At 65.6% G+C, this 25,445-nt stretch carries 28 protein-coding genes; 11 read left to right on the top strand and 17 right to left on the bottom strand.

What is annotated here, in order from left to right; genetic code table 11:
• Positions 1–41: 41 nt before the first annotated feature.
• Genes SP6_RS14390 through SP6_RS14380 form a run of 3 tightly spaced genes read right to left on the bottom strand, consistent with a single transcriptional unit; the run spans position 42 to position 2,433 of the window.
• Complete coding sequence (locus SP6_RS14390; RefSeq protein WP_037570078.1) at positions 42–833, bottom strand: LysR family transcriptional regulator; 792 nt, start codon at positions 831–833, stop codon at positions 42–44.
• Positions 830–1,228, bottom strand: a complete 399-nt coding sequence (gene apaG, locus SP6_RS14385) for a Co2+/Mg2+ efflux facilitator ApaG/CorD (protein ID WP_007406960.1) — start codon at positions 1,226–1,228, stop codon at positions 830–832. The genes SP6_RS14390 and apaG overlap by 4 nt, the downstream gene beginning before the upstream one ends.
• On the bottom strand, positions 1,225–2,433 hold the full coding sequence (locus SP6_RS14380) for a trans-sulfuration enzyme family protein (RefSeq protein ID WP_007406943.1): 1,209 nt from the start codon (positions 2,431–2,433) through the stop codon (positions 1,225–1,227). Before SP6_RS14380 ends, apaG begins: the two co-directional genes overlap by 4 nt.
• Positions 2,434–2,584: 151 nt before the next feature.
• Between SP6_RS14380 and SP6_RS14375 the strand changes: the two genes are divergently transcribed.
• Entirely contained in the window at positions 2,585–2,890 is a 306-nt protein-coding gene (locus SP6_RS14375; protein ID WP_037570097.1) for a hypothetical protein, read from the top strand.
• A 136-nt stretch (positions 2,891–3,026) separates the two neighbouring features.
• Here SP6_RS14375 and SP6_RS14370 read toward each other — a convergent pair whose 3' ends face one another.
• A complete protein-coding gene (locus SP6_RS14370) occupies positions 3,027–3,734 on the bottom strand; it encodes a TIR domain-containing protein (RefSeq protein ID WP_007406950.1) in 708 nt (235 codons plus the stop codon).
• Between the two features lie 145 nt (positions 3,735–3,879).
• Between SP6_RS14370 and SP6_RS14365 the strand changes: the two genes are divergently transcribed.
• Positions 3,880–5,124 (top strand): phospholipid carrier-dependent glycosyltransferase, encoded by a 1,245-nt coding sequence (locus SP6_RS14365; RefSeq protein ID WP_007406944.1) that lies wholly within the window; start codon positions 3,880–3,882, stop codon positions 5,122–5,124.
• A gap of 95 nt (positions 5,125–5,219) precedes the next feature.
• Here the strand turns inward: SP6_RS14365 and SP6_RS14360 are convergent, their stop codons facing one another.
• Genes SP6_RS14360 through recO form a run of 3 tightly spaced genes read right to left on the bottom strand, consistent with a single transcriptional unit; the run spans position 5,220 to position 8,155 of the window.
• A complete protein-coding gene (locus SP6_RS14360) occupies positions 5,220–6,320 on the bottom strand; it encodes a glycosyltransferase family 2 protein (RefSeq protein WP_007406953.1) in 1,101 nt (366 codons plus the stop codon).
• Positions 6,321–6,325: 5 nt separating this feature from the next.
• Positions 6,326–7,369: a 3-isopropylmalate dehydrogenase gene (gene leuB / locus SP6_RS14355; RefSeq protein WP_007406957.1), complete on the bottom strand. Its 1,044-nt coding sequence runs from the start codon at positions 7,367–7,369 to the stop codon at positions 6,326–6,328.
• Between the two features lie 54 nt (positions 7,370–7,423).
• The gene (gene recO / locus SP6_RS14350; RefSeq protein ID WP_007406949.1) at positions 7,424–8,155 is read right to left on the bottom strand and encodes a DNA repair protein RecO; all 732 of its coding nucleotides are present in this window, start codon (positions 8,153–8,155) and stop codon (positions 7,424–7,426) included.
• Positions 8,156–8,560: 405 nt separating this feature from the next.
• Here recO and SP6_RS14345 point away from each other — a divergent pair, with 405 nt between their 5' ends.
• A complete protein-coding gene (locus SP6_RS14345; RefSeq protein WP_082052528.1) occupies positions 8,561–9,838 on the top strand; it encodes an aspartyl protease family protein in 1,278 nt (425 codons plus the stop codon).
• Between the two features lie 16 nt (positions 9,839–9,854).
• Here the strand turns inward: SP6_RS14345 and uvrC are convergent, their stop codons facing one another.
• The 10 genes from uvrC to SP6_RS14295 form a co-directional block, all read right to left on the bottom strand.
• A complete protein-coding gene (uvrC, locus tag SP6_RS14340) occupies positions 9,855–11,774 on the bottom strand; it encodes an excinuclease ABC subunit UvrC (RefSeq protein WP_007406964.1) in 1,920 nt (639 codons plus the stop codon).
• A gap of 242 nt (positions 11,775–12,016) precedes the next feature.
• A complete protein-coding gene (locus SP6_RS14335) occupies positions 12,017–12,337 on the bottom strand; it encodes a DMT family transporter (protein ID WP_007406955.1) in 321 nt (106 codons plus the stop codon).
• A gap of 319 nt (positions 12,338–12,656) precedes the next feature.
• Positions 12,657–13,292 (bottom strand): F0F1 ATP synthase subunit B family protein, encoded by a 636-nt coding sequence (locus SP6_RS14330; protein WP_007406967.1) that lies wholly within the window; start codon positions 13,290–13,292, stop codon positions 12,657–12,659.
• 16 nt (positions 13,293–13,308) lie between these two features.
• Positions 13,309–13,803 (bottom strand): F0F1 ATP synthase subunit B family protein, encoded by a 495-nt coding sequence (locus tag SP6_RS14325; RefSeq protein WP_007406942.1) that lies wholly within the window; start codon positions 13,801–13,803, stop codon positions 13,309–13,311.
• Between the two features lie 59 nt (positions 13,804–13,862).
• The gene (locus tag SP6_RS14320) at positions 13,863–14,090 is read right to left on the bottom strand and encodes a F0F1 ATP synthase subunit C (RefSeq protein WP_007406947.1); all 228 of its coding nucleotides are present in this window, start codon (positions 14,088–14,090) and stop codon (positions 13,863–13,865) included.
• 81 nt (positions 14,091–14,171) lie between these two features.
• Positions 14,172–14,963: a F0F1 ATP synthase subunit A gene (locus tag SP6_RS14315; protein ID WP_007406946.1), complete on the bottom strand. Its 792-nt coding sequence runs from the start codon at positions 14,961–14,963 to the stop codon at positions 14,172–14,174.
• Between the two features lie 33 nt (positions 14,964–14,996).
• Positions 14,997–15,314, bottom strand: coding sequence for an AtpZ/AtpI family protein (locus tag SP6_RS14310; protein WP_007406968.1), 318 nt, complete (start codon positions 15,312–15,314; stop codon positions 14,997–14,999).
• 195 nt (positions 15,315–15,509) lie between these two features.
• A complete protein-coding gene (locus tag SP6_RS14305; protein WP_007406959.1) occupies positions 15,510–15,890 on the bottom strand; it encodes a YdbL family probable chaperone protein in 381 nt (126 codons plus the stop codon).
• Complete coding sequence (locus SP6_RS14300) at positions 15,890–16,078, bottom strand: YnbE family lipoprotein (RefSeq protein ID WP_227876580.1); 189 nt, start codon at positions 16,076–16,078, stop codon at positions 15,890–15,892. Before SP6_RS14300 ends, SP6_RS14305 begins: the two co-directional genes overlap by 1 nt.
• 29 nt (positions 16,079–16,107) lie before the next feature.
• The gene (locus tag SP6_RS14295) at positions 16,108–19,287 is read right to left on the bottom strand and encodes an intermembrane phospholipid transport YdbH family protein (protein WP_007406963.1); all 3,180 of its coding nucleotides are present in this window, start codon (positions 19,285–19,287) and stop codon (positions 16,108–16,110) included.
• 126 nt (positions 19,288–19,413) lie between these two features.
• On the opposite strand from SP6_RS14295, the gene radC reads away from it, so the two are divergent.
• The 8 genes from radC to SP6_RS14255 all read left to right on the top strand — a co-directional run bounded on the left by radC (position 19,414) and on the right by SP6_RS14255 (position 25,412).
• A complete protein-coding gene (gene radC / locus SP6_RS14290) occupies positions 19,414–20,103 on the top strand; it encodes a RadC family protein (protein ID WP_007406951.1) in 690 nt (229 codons plus the stop codon).
• Between the two features lie 184 nt (positions 20,104–20,287).
• The gene (gene pth / locus SP6_RS14285; protein WP_007406961.1) at positions 20,288–20,863 is read left to right on the top strand and encodes an aminoacyl-tRNA hydrolase; all 576 of its coding nucleotides are present in this window, start codon (positions 20,288–20,290) and stop codon (positions 20,861–20,863) included.
• Positions 20,860–21,462 carry a TIGR02466 family protein gene (locus tag SP6_RS14280; RefSeq protein WP_037570091.1) on the top strand — a complete coding sequence of 201 codons (603 nt, stop codon included), beginning with the start codon at positions 20,860–20,862 and terminating at the stop codon, positions 21,460–21,462. Before pth ends, SP6_RS14280 begins: the two co-directional genes overlap by 4 nt.
• A gap of 156 nt (positions 21,463–21,618) precedes the next feature.
• On the top strand, positions 21,619–21,813 hold the full coding sequence (locus SP6_RS14275) for a hypothetical protein (protein WP_007406969.1): 195 nt from the start codon (positions 21,619–21,621) through the stop codon (positions 21,811–21,813).
• 136 nt (positions 21,814–21,949) lie between these two features.
• Positions 21,950–23,050: a redox-regulated ATPase YchF gene (gene ychF / locus SP6_RS14270; RefSeq protein ID WP_007406956.1), complete on the top strand. Its 1,101-nt coding sequence runs from the start codon at positions 21,950–21,952 to the stop codon at positions 23,048–23,050.
• Between the two features lie 79 nt (positions 23,051–23,129).
• Positions 23,130–23,522, top strand: a complete 393-nt coding sequence (locus SP6_RS14265; protein WP_007406954.1) for a BLUF domain-containing protein — start codon at positions 23,130–23,132, stop codon at positions 23,520–23,522.
• A gap of 112 nt (positions 23,523–23,634) precedes the next feature.
• A complete protein-coding gene (locus SP6_RS14260) occupies positions 23,635–24,951 on the top strand; it encodes an alkaline phosphatase family protein (protein ID WP_007406945.1) in 1,317 nt (438 codons plus the stop codon).
• A gap of 11 nt (positions 24,952–24,962) precedes the next feature.
• Positions 24,963–25,412, top strand: a complete 450-nt coding sequence (locus tag SP6_RS14255; protein ID WP_007406952.1) for a MaoC family dehydratase — start codon at positions 24,963–24,965, stop codon at positions 25,410–25,412.
• Positions 25,413–25,445: the final 33 nt, after the last annotated feature.

Raw genomic sequence — 25,445 nt, 5'->3', positions numbered from 1 at the left:
ACAGGGGAGGAATAGAAGGCCATCTACTGGAGGTAGATGATCTAGCCGCCCAGCGCCTCGACCAGCGCCCTGACCTTTTGCTGGCGCCATTGCGGCAGCGGCGCGACCAGCCAGTAACCCATGCGCGACGGTACGGCCTCACCGGTTGCAATCACCCGGCCCTCGGCCAGATCGCGCTCGGCAAGCAGATGCGGCACCACCGCCCGGCCCAGCCCCGCCGCCACCGCATCGATCGCCAGCCCGGCATCGGTCACGCGGACCAGCGGCGCACCGTCCTCCGGCGCGCCGGGCCAGGCGATCAGCGGGGCATCGGCCGGACCGCCCGGTGCGCCGATCGCGACCATCCCGTCCGACTCGATCGCCTCGCCTTCCAGGCCGCCGGGGCCATCACCCCAGCGGATGGCGAGGTCCAGATTGGCCTCGGTGAAATCCAGCCCCTCATCCGATGCGATCAGCGAGAAGCGCAAATCGGGGTCGCTCGCGGCGATGGCGGCGAGGCGCGGCATCAGCCACTTCTCGGTCACGTCGCGCGGTGCCGCGATGGTCAACGACTTGGAGGACTGACCCGCCTGCATCGCGCGCACCGCATCCTCGAATTGCAGGAAACCGGCGCGCAAAGGGGCAAGCCCCGCCTCCGCCTCGGGCGTCAACTCCAGTCCGCGCGTCGTGCGGCGGAACAGCACGACGCCAAGCGTATCCTCCAATGCACGGATCTGCTGCCCCACCGCCGCCGGGGTCACCGCCAGTTCGTCCGCCGCCCGGGTAAAGCTCAGGTGGCGCGCCGCCGCGTCCAGCACACGCAGGCCGTTGAGCGGCAGATGCGTCCGCTTCACGATTCCACCGCCGGCGCGATCAGCGCGAAATGGGGGATGGCGGCATCGAAGGTCACGCCGTCCGCCCCGACCATGCGGTAACTGCCTTGCATCGCGCCGCTGGTCGTCGCCAGCGGGCACCCTGAGACATAGTCATAAGCGGTGCCCGGCTGGATCACCGGCTGTTCGCCGACCACGCCCTCGCCCTCGACCGAATGGCGCGCACCGCGTCCGTCGGTGATGATCCAGCGGCGGGTCAGCAACTGGACCGGCTGGTCGCCATCATTCTCGATGCGGACATGATAGGCCCAGAACCAGCGTCCGCGCTGCGGCTCGGACTGTTCGGGCAGATAGCTGACCGACACCCGGACCGTCACCGGCCCGGTGGTCAGCGCATGGGAGAAGAGCGCCTTCACAGACCCACGACGCGGAGCGCCTGGTCGAGATCGTCGATCAGGTCGTCCGCATCCTCCAGCCCGACATTCAGGCGCAGCATCCCCTCGCCGATGCCCATCTCGACCCGCTTGTCCTCGGCGACGCCGGCATGGGTGGTCGAGGCAGGATGCGTCATCAGCGAGCGCGAGTCGCCGATATTGTTGGAGATGTCGATCAGCTCCAGCGCATCGAGCAGCCCGTGGGCCTGTTCGCGGCCGCCATCGAGTTCGATCGCGAAGATGCTGCCCGCCGCCTTCATCTGGCGCATCGCCAGTTCATGCTGGGGATGGCTGGGCAGGCCCGGGCACAGCACGCGCGGCACGCGGGTTTCCAGGAACTGGGCCACCTTGATCGCCGATTCCGACTGGCGATGGATGCGCAGGTCCAGCGTCTCCAGCCCCTTCAGCACCACCCAGGCGTTGAACGCCGACAGGGTCGGGCCGGTGTTGCGGGTGAAGGGCAGCAGCGTGTTGGTAATGAAATCCTCCGAACCGCACACCGCCCCGGCCAGCACGCGACCCTGTCCGTCCATCATCTTGGTGGCGGAATAGGCGGTGACGTCCGCGCCGAAATCCATCGGCCGCTGGAGTGCCGGCGTCGCAAAGGCATTGTCGACGACCGTGGTGATCCCCCGCTCACGCGCGATGTCGCAGATCGCCTGAAGGTCGGCGACGTCCATCGTCGGATTGGCGGGCGTTTCGAAGAAGAAGACCTTCGTCTCGGGGCGGACGGCATCCAGGAACGCCTGCGGATCGCGTGCATCGATCACGGTGGTCGCGATGCCGAACTTGGGCAGCAGCGTGTCGGTCAGCCAACGGCACGACCCGAACGCCGCACGCCCACCGACCAGATGGTCGCCCGCTTGCAACTGACAGAGCAGCACCGCCGTCATCGCCGCCATGCCCGACGCCATGGTCCGGCACGCCTCGGCGCCCTCCAGGAGCGCGATACGCTGCTCCAGCATCTCGACGGTCGGGTTCTGGAGGCGGGAATAGGTCATTCCCCCCTGCTCGCCCGCGAACCGCGCGGCGGCATCGCCCGCTCGGTCATAGCAATAGCCCGAGGTCAGGAAGAGCGCCTCGGACGTCTCGCCATATTCCGACCGCGCGGTGCCACCACGCACGGCCTGTGTCGCGGGGCGCCATTTGGTGGTGATCGAACGGTCCTGGCCAGTCTTGCGCTTCATGCCCGCCCATTTGCCGGTCCGGGACACAGGGTTCAAGGATATTCGCGATTCCGCCTCCGGGAACGACCGCCTTAATGTCGCCGTTACTCGAGCGGAACGAAAATACGCCCCGTCCGGTTATTCCCGCCGAATCCAACAGGGGAGAATGACGATGAAGACCCGTATCGGGATGTTGCTGGCCATGAGCCTGGTTTCGCTGTCCGCGTGCAACAGCAAAGGCACCGAAAAGCTGGCGGATCGCGTCGAGAACGCCGCCGACAACCGCGCCGACACCATGGAGGCCCAGGCCGACGCGCTACGCAACGAAGCCAAGATGCTCGACAACCGTGCCGAGAACACCCGCGACTATGCCGAAGACCGCGCCGACGCGATCAAGGCGGCGGACGTCAACGCCAGCGCGATGAGCCAGGAACAGCGCGACGCGATCGTCGCCAACCAGGCAGCGGCGGTCCGCTGACCAAGCGTCAACCGCAGTTCACCCGACGCTTTCCTTAAGGGAAGACGATCGGAATTGCCGCATCGGGCAAGGGTATCTGCCCCGCCCGATGCATTTCTCACAACCGATTAAGTCCACGCCGCGCGGGCCAAAACCTTCAGGCCGACGCCGCAGCGATCATCCCCGCCGAGATTTCAAAACCAGCGGCTTGCAGCCGCTGGACTAGGCTCGGCACGATCTCGCGAACATGATCGTTGAAGCCGATCCGCAAGATACCGTCCGTGTCCGAAGGACGCTCCAATATACCCTTTTGAATAATGGCCATCTTTTCGCGGCCCAAGGCCGCCATGACCATGCCCATCTCAAGAATGACATTCTGGCGCGCCCTCGGCTGGCGGTCCGCCTCGGTGCCGGTTTTGGCATAACCAAAATCGTCGGGCGTCAGCAATACGATGCCGAACGCCGATTCTTTATAGATATGCTGCTCCAGCGCTTCCACGATCGTCTTTCCTCCGCCGTCCGAATTCTGCAGGATGAAGGGCTGCAGACCCAGTCGAAGCAAGACGAGCTCTAATTGATCGCGTGCATCGCGGTCATGCCCGTGGACCAAGAATATCTTCGTCGCATCCATCGCTTTCGCGACGGGCACGGGACTGCCCATCGCAGCCTGAACCTCCGCCATGAACGCCTCCGAATTCGCCCCCTGACAGTTGAAGGTTCCGCTTCCTTCCCACCAGTTGAGTATTTCACCGGTCTTCGCTCGGAAGCATTTATGCCCGTCCTTGCCTTCCGACCATGTGCCGGACTTCGCTATACCGTCGACGATCGCCTTGAGTTCGCCATAGCTGCCTCGAAATTTGGCCACCCTCATCCCTAAATACCGTATTTCTATAATCTTATCCTGCCTGATAGCTGGCGCTGCGTCATGGTCTTTTGGGTCCACTACGGAGGAGAGATTTCTCCACCTTTATCCCGTTGCTCCGGCCCGGCCGGACGGCCATGACATGCCCATGCATCGCCTATTCGCACTTTTTTCGCGCCCGGCTCCGGCGCTGCTGGCCCTGCTGGCCATCGCCCAGACGATCTTCAGTTGGCGCCTCACTACCCCGCACACGCTGGTCTTCGACGAGGTGCATTATGTCCCCGCCGCGCGGACGCTGCTGGCGCTGTCTGGGCCGGTGAATATCGAGCATCCGCTGCTCGGCAAGGCACTGATCGCCGCGGGCATCGCGCTATTTGGTGACAATCCTTTGGGCTGGCGTGCGCTGTCGACGTTAGCGGGGACGGCGATCGTCGGGGGCGTGTTCGCGATCACTTGGCTGATGACGCTGCGGACCCGGGCCGCGGCGATGGCGGCGGTGCTGACCATCGTCAACTTCCTGGTGCTGGTCCAGGCGCGGATCGCCATGCTCGATGGGTTCATGGCGGCGTTCGTCGTGCTGGCGGTCGCAGCGATGGGCTGGGCGATGCGGGGCAGCGTAGCGCAGAGCCGGTGGCGCTGGACGCTGGGGGCCGTGCTGCTGGGGCTGGCGGTGGGCGTCAAATGGGCCGCCGTGCCGTATCTGGGCTATGCCGCGATCGGTTTCGTGATGTTGAAGCATGGCGATCCGTCGCGTTGGCCGGGCCTGTGCTGGTGGTCAGCCTGGGCCTTGTTGGGTGTGGGCGCGGGGCTTGCCTATGCCGTGACGTTCGCCCCCGCCTTTTTCTACATCTCCGAGCCGATGACACTGGCGCGGCTGCTCCCGTTCCAACTGGAGATGTACGCCCGCCAGACCCAGATACTGCCACCGCACGCCTATCAGTCGACATGGTGGAGCTGGCCCGTGATCGGGCGGCCGATCTGGTATTTCTATGAGGTCGCCGATGGTGCGCAGCGGGGCATTTTCCTGCTGGGCAATCCGGCGGTGATGTGGGGTGGGCTGGTCGCAGTGGCGGCATGCGCGCTGGGATGGCTGCGTGGGCGCGAGGTGCGGTTGGGCGTCGCGGCGGCACTGTGGATCGGCGGGTTTGCGGTCTGGGCGATCATCCCGAAATCACTGGGCTTTTATTATTATTACTTCCTGCCGGCGATCTGGCTGTCGGTTGTGCTGGCAGTGGCGATTGATCGCTGGCGCGCGGTGCTGCGCGATTGGGACGAGGCCTATCTGGTCGCCGCGATCTGCCTGTTCGTCTATTTCTATCCGATCCTGACGGCGGGAGCGCTGGCGGGACCGCGCTCCTTCCTGCGCTGGGCCTGGTTTGCGGATTGGCGGTGAGGTTCGGGGCGTGCACTTCGCCTTCGCTCAGTGCGAACGGAGTGAGGTCCTGAAATCCGTTCAGGCTGAGCGAAGTCGAAGCCCAAGGGAGTTGCTCAATACCGCCCCCACACGAACCGCGACGACAGCGCGTAGTTCCACACAGCGCCGACCAGCACGCCGATCAGCGCCGATACCGCCCATTCATTGGCGCGCGCGTCATGCAGGAAGGCCGCGACGCCGACATTGGCGATCGCCCCGACCGCGCAGACCAGGCAGAAGGACACCCAGCCGTCGAGCAAGGGCCGGAAACCCCGCAACCGCCGGTCACGATAGGTCAGCGCGTTGTTCAGGAAGAAGTTGAACGTCATCGCGGCGGCGACCGCGACGATCTGGCTGGCGAGGAAGTTCACCCCCAGCAGGACGAAGAACAGGCTGAGCACCGCCATATGCACGCCCACGCCCAGCACCCCGATTGCCGAAAACATGGCGAAGCGCACCGGCACCACCTTGCCGAAACGACGGTCGTAGAGCGCGATCAGATATTCCATCGCCACGACATGATCGAGCTTCGACTCGCCCTCGGTCCGCAGGCGGAAGACGTACGGCATCTCGGCGGCGCGCAAGGGGCGTGGCGAGGCGCTCATGATGTCGAGCAGGATCTTGAACCCGATCCCCGACAGATGCGGCACCGTCTCGCGCGCAACCGCCGTGCGGACCATGAAGAAGCCGCTCATCGGGTCGGACAGGTTCACGTTCAGCACCCGCTGCGACAGCTTGGTCGCAAAGGCCGACTTGGCGACGCGATCGCGGTCCCAGTCGCCTGTCCCGCCGCCATCGACGAAGCGCGAGCCCACCACCAGATCGAGGTCGCCTTCCGCCTGCAACCGGTCGAGCATCCTGGGCAGCAGCGTCTCGTCATGCTGCAAGTCGCCGTCGATCACCGCGACGATCGGCGCGGCGGTGGCGCACATCCCCTCGATACAGGCGGAGGACAGGCCACGCCGCCCGATCCGCTGGATCACGCGCACGCGGACATCCACCCGCGCCAGTTCACGCGCGGCGTCGGCGGTGCCGTCGGGGCTGTTGTCGTCGACGAAGATCGCTTCCCAGGCCCGCCCCGCCAGCGCCTGGTCGAGCTTGGCGATGAGCACGGGCACATTGGCGCGCTCGTTAAAGGTCGGAATGACGACCGCAAGTTCGAGGAGCGCGCCCATGAGGATCAGAGTCGGGCGAGGATCGCGTCGGCCATGGCACGGGTCGACAGGCTGCCGCCCAGATCGCCGGTCCGCGCGCCGTCACGGATCGCCCCCGCCACCGCCGCGTCGATCCGGTCCGCGGCCTCGCCCAAGCCCAGCGAGTGACGCAGCATCATCGCCGAGGACAGGATCGCCGCACACGGATTGGCCTTGCCCTGACCCGCAATGTCTGGGGCCGAACCATGGATCGGCTCGTACAGGCCCTTGCCCGTCGCCCCCAGCGCGGCGGAGGGCAGCATTCCGATCGACCCGGCGCACATCGACGCCTGATCCGACAATATATCGCCGAACAGATTGCCGGTCAGGATCACGTCGAACTGGCCCGGATCGCGCACCAGCTGCATCGCGCAATTGTCGACATACATATGCTCGAGCGCGACCTCGGGGTAATCCTTCGCCACCTCGATCACCACGTCACGCCACAACTGCGAGGTTTCCAGCACATTGGCCTTGTCCACCGACAACAGGCGACGACGGCGGCGCATTGCGGTGTCGAAGCCGACACGGGCGATCCGCGCGACCTCTTCCTCGTCATAGCGCATCAGGTCATGGCCCTCGCGCAGGCCCGCCTCGGTGGTGCCGCGGCCCTTTGCGCCGAAATAGACGTCGCCGGTCAGCTCGCGGACGATCACCATGTCGATCCGGCGCGCGATGTCGGGGCGCAGCGAGCTGGCATCCTCCAGCCCCTCGAAGAGGCGTGCGGGGCGCAAGTTCGCGAACAGCCCGAACGCCTTGCGTAGCCCCAGGATCGCCTGTTCCGGCCGAAGCGCGCGCTCCAAAGTGTCGAAGCGTGGATCGCCGACCGCGCCGAACAGCAGCGCATCCGCGCGGCCCGCCACCTCCAGCGTCTCCGGGGGCAGCGGATGACCCGCCGCCTCATAGGCCGCGCCGCCGACCTTGGCCTCCTCGAAGGTCAAGCCGAGGTCCAGCGCCTCCAGCACGCGCCGCGCTTCCGCCGTCACTTCCGGGCCGATGCCGTCACCGGCGAGGATCGCGATCAATGCCATGGCTGGCCCCTTCCTATCGATGTTCGGAGCGCCCTTTGCCTTAGCGGGCGGGCCTCACGCAACCGCCCTTTTGAACCGATCGAACAGCCGCGCGCGGGCGGGCATGGGATCATGGCGCAGACCGGCCAGGATATCGCGTGCCAGGAAATGCGCGGTGATGCGGCCTGCGGCAAAGATATCGGGCCAGTCCGCCGCCCCGCCTTCGCGCAGGAAAAGCGGCAGCGAAAACAGCCGCGCCTCATAACCAAAGGCCGCCCCCACCGACACCGCCGCCCCGCTCTTCGGGCTGACAAAGGCGAGGTCGTCCGTCCCGCCGGTCACGGTGCACCGCTCCAGATCGAGCCCGAAGCCCAGTTGCCCCAGCAACAGCAGCTCATAGCGCACTAAAGCCCCCGCCCAGCCCCGCGCCGAGGGCGCCGACTCAATCGCGGTCAGCACCGCGTCGAGCGCGTCGTACAGGATCGGATAAGGCTGCTCCTCGGGTAATGCGGCCGCCGTCAGCGCGCAAAGCCACTCGATCCCGGCGGCGGCCAACGGCTCGCCGTGCAGCCCGGCGCGGCTATGCCCCGGCTCGAGGGTCAGCGCGGGCAATTGCTCTGCGGTCCGCGCCCGCCACTCGCCGATAATGGCATTCCCCGGTTGCAGCACGGGCCGCAGCGCCCGCGACCGCCCACCCCGGACATAGCCGGGCTGCACGCCATCGTCACGGGTCAGGGCCCGCACGATCGCCCCATGCTCGCCATGCGGCCGGACCGACAGGATGATGGCGGGGGCGACCCGGTGCATGGGCAGGGATGTAGGGGGGAATGGGGCGGGATGCCATGGATGACCAGCGGATAGTAGCCTTCGCCAAGACCCTGCTTATTCTTCGAAGCAACGCCACGAGCCTCAAAAAACAATCGACAACTGGCAGTCAAAATCGGCTTAAAAAAGCAACTCCCCAGTTATTTAGACTATGACTGGAAGCGCAGCGGGCGCTTTGACGCAATAATCTAGCACTGCGGCTGGAAGTATGATCATGCCTCACCGCACCCAAGCTCGACTCATCAACAGCCCCTCTGCCTTGAATAAGAAACGCACGGGAAATGCCGCTTTCGGATACCGTTGATCCATGACATTTCTAACTTGCCGCCATGACAGCCAATACGTCATCTTCGCGTGAAAGCGCACCCAATATGAAGTCGAAGAAAAATGAAAAACGTTGATATGACAATTATTTCGACGAAATCATCGGCGATTGGGGTTGCGTCAAACGTCCGAATGCGGACGTGGGAAGCACGAACGACTTGTGCGTTGCTCGCAGCCTGCGCGGCAGCTTTCACACCAATTTCGGCCATTCACGCGCAAGAGGCGCCCCCCGCCTTACCCGCCACGTTCACCGACCGGCCAGTGTTCTGGATACCAGATGCCGGATCAGGCTGGATCGATTTCGACCCTGAAAGCGATCTCATCATCCCTGTCGTCTTGAACGGCCGCCCCACGAAAGCGATGATCGATACGGGCGTCGACCAACTTGTTGTGAGCAAGGCCTATGCGGACGCGCATCATCTTCCTCTGACGCTCTGGGCCAAACCGGAAAGTGTGGGTGGCGCGACGCAGCTTTACACCACTCCGTCCGTCACACTGGACGTTGGCGGAATTCGCACCGTGAAGCCCGCCGCGTTCACCGTCACCGATCTCAGCCGCCTGAACGCCGTAGGTCTCACCGATGTCGAAGTGGTCATCGGCCTGCCCTTGCTTGGGCCATTCGAATGGCAGATCGACCAGGATCATCATCGTTTCCGATTGATGAGAAGCGGATCGATCCCGGTTGCCGACGGCATCCCGATCAGAGTGGGACCAAACAACTCAAGACTGGTCACCAACGTGTCGATCAATGGCAAGTCCGTATCTCCGACCATGATCGACACCGGCAGCGACAGCGAGGTTTCACTCTCATCAGCGGCGGCCCAGCGTACGGGGTTCAAGCCACAGACGGATATCGGGTCGGTCGGCGCAGGAGGCACCGTGGTCCAACCCCTCGGCCGATTGACGGACTTCATGCTCGGGAAGAACAAAGTTCCGGATGCTTACGCGACTGTCGAGCACGCAAACTGGTGGGGATCAAAAGAGATACAGGCTCTGGTCGGAATGGGGGTACTGCGCGCCTACAATATGACGGTCGACCTGACAGCGGGACGGATGCTGCTGGAACCACGCGTGCCATCGCTGAAGCCCGCTTATCGAAGCACATCGGGCATACAGGGATATACCCGGAACGGACGGCTATCGGTCGCCCATGTCATGAGCCGATCGCCAGCGGCTGCCGCCAATCTGGAACCAGGCGATGAAATATGCGCGATCGATCAAAGGGCCGTTTCGAAGAATCTGGTCGAAGATTATTTCGCTCACGCCGCCCCAGGAACCAAACATGTGCTGACACTCTGCGATGGCACCTCGCGGACCATCACATTGCGCAGCTTCTACTGACGGCGGCGGCGCGCCCTCACCGGCTATGATAAAAGTCGTAAACCTGCTGCGCGACCGCCTGACTGACCCCCGGCGCTTTCCGCAAATCCTCCAGGCTGGCATTGCGCACCGCCCGGCCCGTGCCGAAGTGCATCAGCAGCGCCTTTTTCCGCGCCGGGCCGATGCCGGGCACTTCGTCCAGCGGGCTCGCGCCAATCGCCTTGGCGCGCTTGTCGCGGTGCGCGCCGATCACGAAGCGGTGGACCTCGTCACGTAACCGCTGGAGGTAGAAGAGGAGCGGCGCGTTGACCGGCAGCATGCGTTCGCTGCCGTCCATCATGTGGAAGACCTCGCGCCCCTCGCGGCCGTGATGCGGGCCCTTGGCGACGCCGACCAAGCAGACATCCTCGATGCCCAGATCCTCCAGCACCGCCTTTGCTGCGTTGAGCTGGCCGCGTCCGCCATCAATCAGCACCAGATCGGGCCAGGTCGCGTCGTCTCGGTCGGGGTTCTCTTCCAGCTGGCGCGCGAAACGGCGGCGGAAGACTTCGCGCATCATGCCGAAATCGTCATTGGTCGCCGCCTCGTTCCCCTTGATGTTGAACTTGCGATACTGGCCTTTCTGGAAACCCTCCGGCCCCGCCACGACCATCGCGCCCAGCGCGTTGGTGCCCTGGATATGGCTGTTGTCATAGACCTCGATTCGCTGCGGCGGTTCGGACAGGTCGAAGAAGTCCGCCACCTCGCGCAGCAGCTTGGCCTGGGTCGTCGACTCGGCCAGCCGCCGGTCGAGCGCCTCGACCGCATTGCGCTTGGCCTGATCGAGCAGGCGGCGACGGTCGCCCCGCTGCGGCACGGCCAGCTGCACCTTATAGCCCGCCCGCTCGCCCAATGCCTCGGTCAACAGCGCACCTTCGGGCAATTCACGATCGAGCAGGATCATCTTGGCGGGCGGAACTTCCTCATAGAATTGGCTGAGGAAGCTGGTCAGCACCTCCTCCTCGGGCACATCGGTAGTGTGCGCGGGAAAGAAGCTGCGATGCCCCCAATTCTGGCCGCCGCGGATGAAGAAGGCCTGGATGCCCATCACCCCGTCGCGACAGGCCAGCGCGAAGATATCGGCGTCGCCCACACCCTCTGCGTTGATCGCCTGCGTCCCCTGGATGAAGGTCAGCGCCTTCAGCCGGTCGCGGAGAATCGCCGCCAGCTCGAAATCCATCGCCTCGGCCGCGTCCTGCATCTGCTTGCCGAGCTTGGCCTGGACCTGGGTCGACTTGCCACCCAGGAAGTTCTTCGCATCGGCGACCAGTTCGGCATAGGCGGCCTCGTCGATCCGGCCAACGCAGGGCGCCGAGCAGCGCTTGATCTGGTAGAGCAGGCACGGCCGGTCGCGCCCCTTAAAGAAGCTGTCGGTGCACGAGCGCAGCAGGAACAGCTTTTGCAGCGCGTTCAGCGTGTTGTTGACGCTGCCCGCGCTGGCGAAGGGGCCGTAATAATTGCCGACCGCCCGCCGCGCCCCGCGATGCTTCTGGATGCGAGGGAAGTCATGGTCGTTGCGCAACAGGATGAAGGGGAAGCTCTTATCGTCGCGCAACAGGACGTTGAAGGCCGGCCGATAGCGCTTGATGAGCTGCGCCTCGAGCAGCAGCGCCTCGGCCTCGTTGTTGGTGGTGACGATGGTCATCGACCGGGTCTGCGACACCATGCGTTGCAGCCGCTTGGGGAGGCGATCGACCTGGGTGTAATTGGCGACGCGGTTCTTCAGCGCGCGCGCCTTGCCGATATACAGCACATCGCCGCGCGCATCCTGCATCCGGTACACGCCGGGACGCAGCGGCAGCGTGGCCAGCACGTTGCGGATCGCCGCCACCCCCGCCTTCAGATCGGGCGCATCGGCCCCGCGCAGGGTGAAGGTGGATTTCTCTTCGTTGAAACGGTCGACGGGAGGCTCGGACATCGGGTGCGATTTAGGGGTGCAGCGGGCCGATCGCTACCCTGTGCGGTGGGTTTTGGTTCACGCGAAGCCGCGAAGACGCGAAGGTTTTTTGTTCGCGCGGATGTGCGGAGGATATAGAGATAACTCCTCCCCTGTAAGGGGGGTGGCAGTCCGAAGGACTGACGGAGGGGTGTCACCATCAGCGGCGACGCCCCTCCACCAGCTTCGCTGGTCCCCCTCCCCTTACAGGGGAGGAATTGGAGTTAGCCCTGCGCGAAGAGCTTGGTGCCCATCACGCCGATGATGGTCAGGACCATGAAGCCCGCCTGGATCGGAGCGATCTTGTCGCCGAACACGACGGCCCCGCCGATCACGACGCCGACCGCGCCCAGGCCGGTCCACACCGCATAGGCAGTGCCCGCCGGAAGCCCGCGCATCGCTAGCGCCAACAGGCCCATGTTCACGAAGCTGAGGATGATCGGCACGCTCGACGCCTGCCAGGTGGCGACGGTCGCCGCCCATTTCAGGCTGAGCGCCCAGCAGATCTCGGTAATCACGGCAATGCCCAGAATGACCCATGCCATCGGAAGCGTCTCCTTTGTCACGGGCTCGGGGATATGGGCATCGTCGCCGGAAACCCGAAAGAGACGGCGATGCGGACCCGCCTTGGCGGCGGGCTATGTGTTGAGGGATTGGGCCCACAGAACTTCGCATAACTCCCACCCTCCGTTCGTGCTGAGCGAAGTCGAAGCCTACGCCCTGCCCCATCTGCGTGAGGGGAAGAGGGATTCCCTTGGGCTTCGACTTCGCTCAGCCTGAACGGAGGCGAGGGAAGCCCAAAAACGACCGAACCGCGCCTCGGGCCAACCCGAAGCGCGGTCCTGTCTCCGGCCCTGAAGCCGATCAGTTCGGGCGACCGAGCCCCGCGATGGTGCGGTCGATCATCGCCCGGTCGGCATCGGCCGAGTGGTGCTCGGCGATCAGCAGGCCGGCGGCCCTGGCGGCGGCCTCGGCGGCGCGGGCGCGAACCTCGGCCAGCGCGGCGCGCTCTGCGGCGGCGATCTTGTCCTCGGCCATCTTGGCGCGACGCTCCATCAGCGCCTCGGCATCGGCCTTGGCCTTGCTGAGCAGCTGACCCGCCTCATGCTGGGCCTGGACGCGCATCGCCTCGGCATCGGCATGCGCGGCCTTGGCCTTGGCTTCATATTCGGCCTTCAGCGCTTCGGCTTCCTGACGCAGCTTGGTCGCTTCGTCGAGCTGGGCGCGGATGCCGGCGATCTTCTGGTCGAGCGAGCGCCCGATCATCGCGGGCACCTTCTTCACCAGCATCCCGATCAGCACGACCAGAGCAGCGAGCGCCACCCAGCCGGTCGAATCGAAACCCAGCGCGGTCGGGCTGGCATGATGTTCGGCCTCAGCCGGCGCGACCGTGTTGCCGGTCAGGCCATCGCCTTCACGGATCGGACGCGGGGCCATGCCCTCGGCCGATGCCGCATCCGCCAGGTTCTGCGCGACCAGCGCATCGCCATTGGTCAGCACGCCATTCGCGGAATGATTAGCCATGCGCGCTTACCTTTCGCACCGCGTCGGCCGCTGCATCCTCGCCCACCTGGACGCCGGACAGCTTGGCGACGAGATCGCGCGCGGCCTCGGCCGCCACGGACTGAAGATTGGCCATCGCCTCGACCTTGGCATTGGCGATGGCAAGATCATGATGGCTCAGCCGCTCGTGCAGGTCGGCGTCGGCGGCCTTGACCTGTGCCTCGAACGCATGGGTGGCACGCGCCTTGGCGGCGTTGGTTTCCGCCATGGCCGCGGCACGCGCCGCGTCCATCTCGGCCCGCCATGCCGCCTCGACCCGGTCGGCCTCGGCACGCGCGGCCTCCGCCGCCGCCAGATCGCCGGCGATACGGCCTTCGCGAGCGTCGACGGTCGCCTGAATCTTGGGCACCATCCCACGACCGACCACGAAATACAGCAGGCCGAAGGTGATCAGGAGCCAGAAGATCTGCGACGCATAGGTCGCACTGATCTGTGCTATCTGGGGCATGGAGTCCTCGTTGCCATATCCACCGGGCGACGTGGGGGCCGCCCGGCCGATCCGAATGATTAGGCGACGAACACCAGGATGATCATCGTCACGAAGGCGAGCAGGCCCAGAAGCTCGGCACCGGCGAAACCGATGAAGAGGCGGCCCTGCTGGCTGTCCGCCGCACCCGGATTGCGCAGCGCGCCTTCGAGGAACTTGGCGAACACGTTGCCCACGCCGAGCGAGGCGATGCCCATGCCGATAGCGGCCAGACCGGCACCGATCAGCTTCGCGGCTTCTGCGTCCATTTCAATCACTCCAGTTCAAAAAGGGTCGTTTGGGTATTCAAGTCGTGCGGCGAGGCCGCCCGCCCGGTCCGGCTCCCCGGATCAGTGCAGGTTGACCGCGTCGTTCAGATAGACCGAGGTCAGCAGCGCGAAGACATAGGCCTGGATCGCGGCGACCAGCAGTTCGAGAAGGGTGATACCGATCATCAGCAGGAAGCTCGGCAGCGTGATGAGCGCGGCGTAACCGGGGCCCATGTTGATGCCGTTGATGACGAAGGCAGCGAGAACCTTCAGCAGAATGTGCCCCGCGGTCATCGCGACGAACAGTCGCAGACCCAGCGAGAAGGGGCGCACCAGGAAGCTCATCAGCTCGACCACGAAGATCAGCGGAATCATCAGCGGCGGCGTGCCGTGCGGCACGAACAGCGCGAAGAAGTGAAAACCGTGGCGACCGAAGCCGACGATCAGCACGATCGCGAACGAAATCAGCGCCAGAACGCCGGTCACGGTCACATGGCTGGTCACCGTGAAGGGATGGACACCCGGCACCACGCCGAAGGGCAGCAGGCCCAGCACGTTGGCGAACAGGATGAACATGAACAGCGAGAAGACGTAGGGCAGGAAGCGCTTGCCCTCCGGCCCGATATTCGACGTCAGCATCGAATTGACGAAGCCGGTGAAGCCCTCCACCGCCGCCTGCCAGCGCCCGGGGACCAGATCGCGCTTCATACCGCCGATCATGAAAATCCACAGCGCAACCAGCGTCGCCACCATCCACAAAGCGGAATTGGTGAAGGAAAGGTCGTAGCCGCCGACCACCCAGTGCCGACCGAGCACCGGCTCGATCAGGAACTGGTGCATCGGATCAATCTTGCCGCCCGATTCTGCCGCCACGCTGCTTCGTTCCCACATATGACGAACGCCCGGTTACTCCGGGCGCTCACCAGAAATCCGAATGATCTGCCTGAACGCCACGCCGATCCCCAGGAACAGCATCACGATCAGGGCCCAGGGTGCGGTGCCGAACCAGCGGTCGAAGAGCCAGCCGATCAACGCACTGCCGACAAGACTTCCGATCAGCGCGGAGATGACGCGGCTGCCCTGGGAATAACCCCTGTCGGCGTCCACCTTCACCCCCTGCCGCGAGGCGCCTTCCGCTTTCGCCTTAGCCAATCGCTGATCCAGCGCGGCCAGACGCGGATCGTCCGCATCGCCAAAGTCCTGTCCGGGTTCCGTCTCCGCCACGCAGCCACCCTCACCTGTTTTCGTCACCGAAGGGGAGAATGCGCGCGAACGGCGAGCGACCCCGCCAAGGCGAGGCCCGTTTAGAAAGCCCCTCCCCCCAAGTCAACCGCTTGGGGGTAGCGTTGTGACAGATGTGTTAAGGATTGTTGCGCGGGAGCGACAGCGAAACCATCGCTCCCGGCCTTCAAACGAGGATCAGACGCAGGCGGGGGCACGCTCCGGGGGGGCGCTCGTGCGGGTCTTCCACACGCCCTCGGGTGTCTTGTACTTCTCGCCCGGCGCGGTCTGCGCGATCAGGTTGCAGCCGCTGGTAAAGGCCATCTGCTCGACGGTCGCGCCGCTCGCCTGCGCCTTTTGGGTATAGGCCGCCTTGCGCTGGATATTGATATTGTTGACCAGCGCGCGAAGCTCGGCCGTGGCGGCACCGACGATGCCCAGATAGCCGTCGGGCTGCTCGCCCACCTGCCCCGCCGCGCGCGCGGCGGCATAGGCCGGATCGCGCTGCGCCATTGCCATGCCCGATACGCCGATCAGCGCCATCGCGCCCAGGGCCGCCATCACCATCTTCGTCTTCATCAGAATATCCCCGGATTCTGCTGGATCAGCGATTTCGCCTCGCCATCCAGGCGATATACCACTTCCTGCGTCACATTGATGTTCAGATTGATCTCGATCGGCTTGTCCGGCGCGGAGATGTTGACGCATCCCCCGCTCGCCAGCACCAGCGCGACCGGCATCCATCGTGTCGCATTCAAGATCGGCATCCTGTCCAGCATTTTCAATCCTGTTACGGTCATGGCACGGTCTCGCTTGCCGAAGGCTGAATGGTGGGATTGGCGGGTGTGGGCGGCGCCGCGCGCTTGTTCTGCTCTTCCAAAAGCGCGGGCAGATTGCGCTGGATCAGGCGGCGCGGATCGTAAAAGGACTGCGCCGAATCGAGCAGCCCGCGGAAGGGCGCCTTGATCCGCACGTTGAACACGAACGGCAACTTTTGCAGCCGGCGGATCAGGAAGTTCGACTTCGCGCCCTTGCCCTGGCTGATGCCGGCGAAGCGGACATCGGTGACCATCTCACCCGCCAGCGGCCCGTTCATGTCGATCCGCAAGGACCGATAGTTGAGCGAGCGCAGCGCGCCGAAGGCCAGATTGCCCCATAAGCCCAGATCCTTCTGACTGAGTTCGCCCAGATAGGCGATGCTGCCGCCACCGGGCCGCACGACCAGCCGCCCGCCCTCGATCCGCCCGCCGCGTTCATCGAAGATCATCGGCAGCGTACCGTCGAACACCCCGGTCGCGTTGAGATTCTGAAAGTCGAATTGCAGCAGGAACTGGTCCGCCGCCGCACCATTGACGTGAAAGGTCATCCGCCGCTCGACCGGCTGCGAGAAGTCGAGCAGCGTCGGATCGAGCGTCAGCTCGCCGCCGGCAAAGGGCCAGCGGCCATCCTCGACGCGGATGCGCGTGCCCGACAGCGTCTGATAATGCACGACGCCGTTCGTCACCTGGATGCCCGGATTGACGGTGCGGATCGTCACTTCCTGATGTGGTGCGCTTTCCAGCGCCAGCAGATCGGTGAAGCGGATCGTGCCCGCAATGCCCGTCACCGGACCAAAGGCGGCGGCCAGATCAAGGCTTTGCGTCCCGAACTGGCCGGTCGACCTGACCCCTTGCCCATCCCATAGGATCCGCCCGCGCCCCGCGATGCTTCCCTTCACATCGGCGATGACGCCGAAGGTGACCGGGGTCAGCAATTCGGGCTGGAAATCCTTGCCGAAGGTGATGCCGGGCACCACCAGATCCGCCGACCCCGCGCCCCGGTCCAGCGCATGGTCGATGACCAGATCGGCGACCTTCACGTTCCGCGTCGGCTCGAACAAGGTGCCGGTCGTGTGGATCTGGCTGCCGTTGAGGGTGAGGGCGACGCCCCGGGCCGCCATCGGCAGGAAGCGCGGCGATTCGCTCCGGGCGTCGCGGACGCGGAGCGCGCCGTTCAGGCTCAGCACGCCCTGTGCCAGCCGCCAATCGCCCGCGGCCTGGTCGAGCAGCAACGGAACCTGCCCCACCTGTCCGCCACCGCCGGTGAACTGACCGACGATCCCCCCGGCGGTGATCTGACCGGTTAATGTCTCGGCATCGATTCGCGTGAAGGATTCGGGGCGTCCTATCCGGCTTTCCACGCCGCTCAGGGTGAACCGACGATCCGCCAGTGCGAATCGCGCGCCGGTCGCGGATAGCGCCAGCGGGCTGCTGCCGATCCGGCCGGCCAATCTGGTCGCCCCCAATTGCGCCCCGCCGCTCAGCCGATGGCCATCCAGCCGCGCCAGCGCGCCGTCGAGCGGGCAGAGCCGCACGCCGACCTGATCGAGTCGCAGGCCCGACACGGCCAGACTCCGGATCGTCAGCGGCTGGCACTCCGGATTGATCCACAACCGGCGCCGGCCATCCCAGCGCGCGGTAACGGGCAAGACCAAGCCGTCGATCCGCCCGCCGCTGATCGGACCGGATAGCGCCACGCGGCTGGTGATCCGGGTCTCGCCATTCGCCGCCGCCTGGAAGACCAGCCGGTCGAGCGCCAGGCTGGCGCCATCGGCGTCATAGCGCGCCATCGTCGCGGTGCCGCGCATCGGCGCACCCGGCGCATCCTGACGAAGGGTGGCACGCAGGCTCGGCAGGCCACCGCCCTGCATCGCCAGGCGGGTGTCGAACCGAATCCCCCGGCCATCGCCGATCAGGCCGGTGCCGCCGCCAAAGGCCAGCCGCCCACCGCTGGCCGAGGCCAGGGACAGGCGAGGCACACGTACCGTAAAGCCGGGGCCGCGTGGCCCCCGATCGCTATCGAGCGCCAGCGCCATGTCCAGGGCGAAGCGTCGTCCGGCCCCCTGCGCCGCGTTCAGCATTTTTCGGACCACCGGCCCGACCGGCGTACCCGCCGCGGACCGACTCCATTCATCGAGCCGACTGAGCCATGTCCCCGCCACCTGCGCGCCGCCAAGCTGCACTCGGCCATCGAAGCGTGCGACGCGGCCGAGCAAATATTGGCCGGCGATCGTCGCGCGTTCGGCGCGGCCCGGTTGCCCGGCCAGGTTGCGGGCGATGATCTGTACCCGGCCCGTGGTGGCGCGGGCATCGCCGGCGAAATCCAGCGATCCGCCGATTGCACCGGCCACCACAGAAGGGTGCCGGATCGCGCCGCCACGCAGGCGGGCCTGCCCCTGCCAATGATCCAGGGCGCTCGACAAGGTGAACTCGGTCCGGGCCGACAAGCGCGACACTGCCACATCGCCGCAGGCCAGCGCCTCGAGCGACATCGGCCCGCTCAGCGTCGGGCGTTCATCGACGATCCGCACCCGCATCGGCGCGGCGAGCCCGGTCGCGGTGCAATCGCCCACCTGCAATCGCGGTGCGACGGCCCCCAGCTTGCCCGAAAAACCGTCATTCAGTCGGCCCCGCCCCGACAGGCTCAATCCGACCACGCCATAAGGCGTCTCCAGCCGGATGCCGCCATCCTCGACCGCCACGTCCAGCGCAGGCAGGACGAAGGGCGCGGTGGAATGGGGGGAAGGAGCTGGCATCAACCGGTCGAGCGCGCCCAGACTGATTCGGCCATCGACCAGTCGCCCGCGCAACCGCACGCGGCCGGCCCGCACGCCGGTCACCTTCGGCCCCGACAGGGTCAGGCGGGTACGCGTCTCCAGCCAGTCGGCAACCAGATCGGGCCGGCGTGGATCGCCGATCACGACGTTGGTCAGCCTTTGCCGCCCCAATCCCAGATCGGTGATGGTATAGCGCGCCGGGACGCCGCGACGGGCCAGTTCGCGGTTGACGACATCGCCGGCCAATGGCTTTCGCGCGATCCACAAGCCGATCAATGCGACCAGCAGGACCAGCGCCAGCCCGATCAGAACACGCTGCAGCCGCCGGAAACGCCGGGTCGGGCTGACGGACGCTGCAACCTCCTCGTCCGTACCCTCCACCCCGATATCACTCCCTCCGCATGGGCCTGCGTCATAGCCGTCCCGAAGCGCGCGAGGCAATCGCACGAAGCCCGGAGACAGTTCCCGACGCCCGCCTTATGCTGTCGCCCCCAAGGGGGCCATGCCATGCGTGAAGACGATCAGGACCGGTCCAATGACAATGCCGGACACCGCGCACGCTTACGCGATCGATTACTGGGCGGCGGTGGATTGCTCGACCATGAACTGATCGAATATCTGCTGACGACCGCGATACCGCGGCGCGATACGAAACCAATCGCCAAGGCGTTGCTGCGGGAATTTCATGATATCGGCGGCGTGCTGACCGCCGATCCGATCGCGCTCCGGCGTGTCGATGGAGTCGGCGAGACGGCGGCGGCGGCGCTCAAGATCGCCCATGCCTGCGCGCTGCGGCTGGTGCAGGCGGAAGCGGCCAAGCGGCCCATCCTGTCCAACTGGCAGGCGCTGCTCGACTATCTCCACGCCGACATGGCGCATCATGCGGTGGAGCGGTTCCGCGTGCTGCACCTCAACACTCGCAACATGCTGATCCGCGACGAATTGATGGGCGAAGGTTCGATCGACCAGGCGCCGGTCTATATCCGCGAGGTCATCCGCCGCGCGATCGACTTCGGCTCGGCCGCGCTGATCCTGGTGCACAACCACCCCAGCGGCGATCCCTCTCCCAGCCGCGCCGATATCGACGTCACCCGCGCGATCGCCGAGGCCGGCAAGCGACTGGGGATCACGGTGCATGATCATCTGATCATCGGCACCTCGGGGCATGTCAGCTTGCGGGCGCAGGGGTTGATTTGAGGGGTGGTGGCGTGGGCTTCGACTTCGCTCAGCCTGAACGGAGCGAAGGAGGCTTGGCCTCACATCCCAACATCCGTTCAGGCTGAGCGAAGTCGAAGCCCACGCCCCAACGCTCACCCCGCATTGGAAACCGATCATCCCCGATGCTAGGGGCCAGCCCAACGACGCGAATAAGGAAATTCTCATGCAGGTCTGGACCGGGCTGGGCAATCCGGGGCCGCAATATGCGATGCACCGCCACAATGTCGGCTTCATGGCGATCGACGCCATTGCCGAGGTGCATGGTTTCGGCCCGGTGAAGAAGCAGTTCCAGGGCTGGACACAGGAAGGGCGGATCGGCGGGCAGAAGATCCTGCTGCTCAAGCCCGCGACCTTCATGAACGAAAGCGGGCGGAGTGTCGGTGAGGCGTTGCGCTTCTACAAGCTGGGCGTCGAGGCGCTGACCGTCTTTCACGACGAACTCGACATCGTGCCCTTCCGCGTGAAGGTGAAGACCGGCGGCGGGACGGCGGGGCATAATGGCCTGCGCTCGATCGACCAGCATCTGGGGCCGGACTTCCGCCGCGTGCGGCTGGGCATCGGCCATCCGGGGCATAAGGACCGGGTGACCGGCTATGTGCTGGGCAACTACGCCAAGGCCGAGATCGAGCCGCTGTCCGACCTGCTCGGCGCGCTGGCGGCGGAGGCACATTGGCTGGCCGAGGGCGACGATGTCCGCTTCGTCAACGATATCGCGCTGCGACTGGGGGATGCGGCGTGAGCGTGCGACGCCTTTTTGCCTCGCTCCTCTACGAAGGCCAGTTGGACGACGCCGAGCTGCTCGAGGAGATCGAGCAGAGCTGCTGGGCGCTGGCCGAGGACGACCGCGCCGGCCGGCGCTGGTCGAAGGAACATGGCTATCGCGGCTATACCAGCTATGCCTCGCTCAACGACCTGCCGATCCGCGACCCGGTCTTCGCCGATCTGCGCAAGAAGCTCGACCGCCATGTCGCGCGCTTCGCCGAGGAATGCGCCTTCGACCTGGGCGGGCGCAAGCTCAAGCTCGACAGCCTGTGGGTCAATGTCCTCAAGCCCGGCGGCCATCATTCGGCACATATCCATCCGCATTCCGTGGTGTCGGGCACACTCTATGTCGCCATGCCCCAGGGCTCGGGCGCGCTGAAGCTGGAGGACCCGCGGCTGCCGATGCTGATGGCCGCCCCGCCCCGCCGCCCGGATGCACCGGATGACCTGTCCACCTTCGCCACCGCGACACCCGAACCGGGCACGGTGCTACTCTGGGAAAGCTGGTTGCGGCACGAGGTGGTGCCCAACGGGGCCAAGGGCGAGCGGATCAGCGTCAGCTTCAACTACCGCTAGGAACGCCCACGACGACCCGCATCACACCCGCGACGAGCCGTAAAGTTCCCACAACTCGTCGACCGTGCAGAGCGCTTCGTCGCGGCGATATCGTGCCGTTAACTTATCTCGGTTAAGACGAAATCGATCGCACCCCTATTTCGGACGTTATCCCTGATGCTCGAATTCGCTGTCTTCACCTTCGGCATGTTGGCGAGCTTCGTGCTGTCGGGCCTCGGCCGCAACAAGAAGGCGCAGCGCGCCAATCCGCCGATGCTCCATTATATGGGGCTGGTGCTGATGGGCTTTTCGGGTGCGTTGGGGGTGATGCTGCTCGGCTGGGCCGCCGCGATGATGGTGGGCGTGGCCTGACAATCGCCCCAGTCCCGTTCAGCCTGAACGGCGGGTGGGTATGGATGCGCCCCGCATCGGCGCGGCCATCGGTTGAGAAATATCCCCATGGTCGCTAGAGGGGCGCTTTCCCCTTGATCCACAGGATAAGCGACGCATGGGTTTCCGCTGCGGCATCGTCGGCCTGCCGAATGTCGGCAAGTCCACCCTTTTCAACGCGCTGACCGAAACGGCGGCGGCGCAGGCCGCCAATTATCCGTTCTGCACGATCGAGCCGAATGTCGGCAATGTCGCGGTGCCCGATCCGCGCCTGTATCAGCTCGCCGAGGTCGCCGGCTCGGCCAAGATCATCGAGACGCAGCTCGCCTTTGTCGATATTGCCGGCCTGGTGCGCGGCGCATCGAAGGGCGAAGGGCTGGGCAACCAGTTCCTGGGCAATATCCGCGAGGTGGACGCGATCGTCCATGTCCTGCGCTGCTTCGAGGATGGCGACGTCACCCATGTCGAGGGCAAGGTCGACCCCATCGCCGATGCCGAGACGGTCGAGACCGAGCTGATGCTGTCCGACCTGGAGAGCCTGGAAAAGCGCGTCCCCGCCTTCATCAAAAAGGGCCAGCAGGGCGACAAGGAAGCCAAGATCGCCGCCTCGGTCCTCGGCCAAACGCTCGAGCTGCTGCGTGAGGGCAAGCCCGCCCGGCTGACCCAGCCCAAGGATGAAGAGGAAGCGCGGGTCTTCGCCCAGGCCCAGCTTCTGACCGCCAAGCCCGTCCTCTATGTCTGCAATGTCGAGGAAGCGAACGCCGCCAACGGCAATGCCCACTCGCAGCGCGTGTTCGAAAAGGCCGCAGCCGAGGGCGCGCAGGCCGTCGTCGTGTCGGCGGCGATCGAAGCCGAGATCGCGACCATGCCGGCCGAGGATCGCGGCGAGTTCCTGTCGGAACTGGGCCTGTCGGAAACCGGCCTCGCCCGCGTGATCCGCGCCGGTTACGCGCTGCTCGACCTGCTCACCTTCTTCACCGTCGGCCCCAAGGAAGCCCGCGCCTGGACTGTCCATCGCGGCGCCAAGGCCCCGAACGCGGCGGGCGAGATTCACAGCGATTTCGAACGCGGCTTCATCCGTGCCGAGACGATCGCCTTTGCCGACTATGTCGCGTTCAAGGGCGAAGCCGGCGCGCGCGACGCGGGCAAGCTGCGCGCCGAAGGCAAGGAATATGTCGTCCAGGACGGCGACGTGATGCTGTTCCGCTTCAACGTCTGAGCAAGGATCGCCGGGCGGACCTGAGCCGCCCGGCACCTTTGGCCTTGCGCCGGATAGATATCGCGATATCTATCTTCTCATGATCCAGGTTAACGCATTTCGCCGGCTGATCTATACCAGCCGCGCCGTCGGCAATGCCGATCGGGATGATCAGCAGGCGATCCTGACCGTCTCGCGCCGCAACAACGGCATGGACGGCGTCTCCGGCCTGCTCTGGGTCCGTGATGGCCACTATACCCAGCTTCTCGAAGGGCCGGCCGACAGCGTGGCGCAGGCCTTTGCGCGGATCAGGGACGATCACCGCCATACCGATATCGAGGTGCTCGACGACCGGATGGTCGAGGATCGCCATTTCGGCGAATGGGCGATGGCCGGACTGCCCGGCGACCACGCCGATGCGGCGGCCGAGCGGCTGCGCGCCTTGCTGCGCAATGCCGATGCCGAGGTTCGCCGGTACTTCCCCGTGGATTGACGGCCACGCTCCTGCACGCCGGAGCCTCGGATAATCGCCAAGCCATGATTCGGTCATCGCTTGTCCCTATGGACGACGCTATCGCGATCCCATGAAAGGACGAGTTCTCCCCGTGATCCGACGCCCGCTTGCCGCCATGGCCCCTGCCTTGCTCGTCGCGCTGATGAGCGGATGCGCCTATCCTTACACGCCCCCCGCGCTGCCGCCGATCGCCTCGGCTGCGCCGTCGCCAGCTTCGCAGCGAGCCGCACCGATCGAGGCACGGGCGCCCGTCACCATCCTGGTTTCGATCGACGGCTTTCGCGCCGATTATCTGACGCGCGGCGTCACACCCCATCTGTCGCGACTGGCCGCGACGGGCGCGAGCGGCGCTATGCGCCCCTCCTTCCCGTCCAAGACCTTTCCCAACCATTGGACGCTGGTCACCGGGGTCGTGCCCGACCGGCATGGCATCGTCGCCAACAATTTCCTCGACCCGACGCGCCCCGGCGAGCGGTTCACCAACGCCTCGGACCAACCCTATTGGTGGAATGCCGCCGAGCCGATCTGGGTCACCGCCGAAAAGGCGGGCATTCCGACCGCGACGATGTTCTGGCCGGGCTCCAACATCGCCTGGGGCGGCAAGGGACAATCGGGCTGGAATCATGAGGTCGAAGGCGGCATCCGCCCGCATGACTGGGAACAGTTCAACGGCGCGGTCAGTGATCGCCAGCGGGTGGATACCATCATCGACTGGCTGCGGCGGCCGGCCGCGACCCGGCCCCGCTTCATGACGCTGTATTTCGATGAGGTGGACGCCGCCGGCCATGACGGCGGCCCCGATTCGCCGCAGGTCGACACCGCGATCCGGGCGGTCGATGTCGCGATCGGCCGGTTGGTGGATGGGCTCGCCACGCTGGGGCAGCCGGCCAATCTGGTCATCGTCTCCGACCATGGCATGGCCGCCATCTCCAGCGACCGGGTCATCGCGCTCGACCATCTGGCCGATCCGGCCGATTATCAGGTGATCGAGGAAGGCCCCTTCGCCGCGATCCAGGCGGTACCGGGCCACGAGGCCGCGCTGGAACGCCGCCTGCTCGGCCATCATGATCATGTCGATTGCTGGCGCAAAAGCGAGATTCCCGCCCGTTTCCATTATGGCCGCAATCCGCGGATCGCCCCCTATTTCTGCCTGGCGGACCCCGGATGGTTGATCAAGGCGAAGCCGTCCGAAAAGCCCTTTACTGGCGGCACGCATGGCTATGACAATGCCGCCCCCAGCATGGCCGCCATATTCATCGCCAACGGCCCCGCCATCCGGCCAGGCGTGCGGCTGGCGCCATTCGACAATGTCGCGGTTGCGCCTATGCTTCGCGACCTGATCGGGCTGCCGCCGGGTCAGGGGCTGGACGGCACCGATGCGCCGTTGCGGCGGGCACTCAAACGATAAGGGAGCAAAAGATGGTCTTTCTGGAGGACGTCGCGGTCGGCGACAAGGCGCGGTTCGGGGAGTGTCATGTCGATCGCGACGAGGTGATCGCCTTCGCGTCACGCTACGATCCGCAGCCTTTCCACCTGTCGGATGAGGCGGCCGCTGCGACCCATTTCGGGCGGCTGTCGGCCAGCGGCTGGCACACTGCATCGATGACCATGGCGATGATCGTCGCCTATTATCGCGAGACGGGCTTTCAGAGCCTGGGCTCGCCCGGCGTCGACGAACTGCGCTGGCTGAAGCCCGTCTATCCGGGCGATACCTTGCGCTGCGAAACCGAGGTTCTGGAAACGCGGCGCTCGGCCAGCCGGCCCGAGATGGGCTTCGTCATCAGCCAGTTGACCGTGTTCAATCAGGACGATGTCGCGGTCATGCGGTTTCGTCCCACCCTGCTCGTCCGCACGCGGCCGACCGGCTGATCAGCGCGGCCCACGGCCGCCGCGTCCACCACC

Source organism: Sphingomonas paucimobilis NBRC 13935, assembly GCF_000739895.2.
Taxonomy (GTDB): Bacteria; Pseudomonadota; Alphaproteobacteria; order Sphingomonadales; family Sphingomonadaceae; genus Sphingomonas; species Sphingomonas paucimobilis.
Note: the sequence above shows the minus strand (reverse complement) of the source record. Positions and strands in the feature narration are given on the sequence as shown.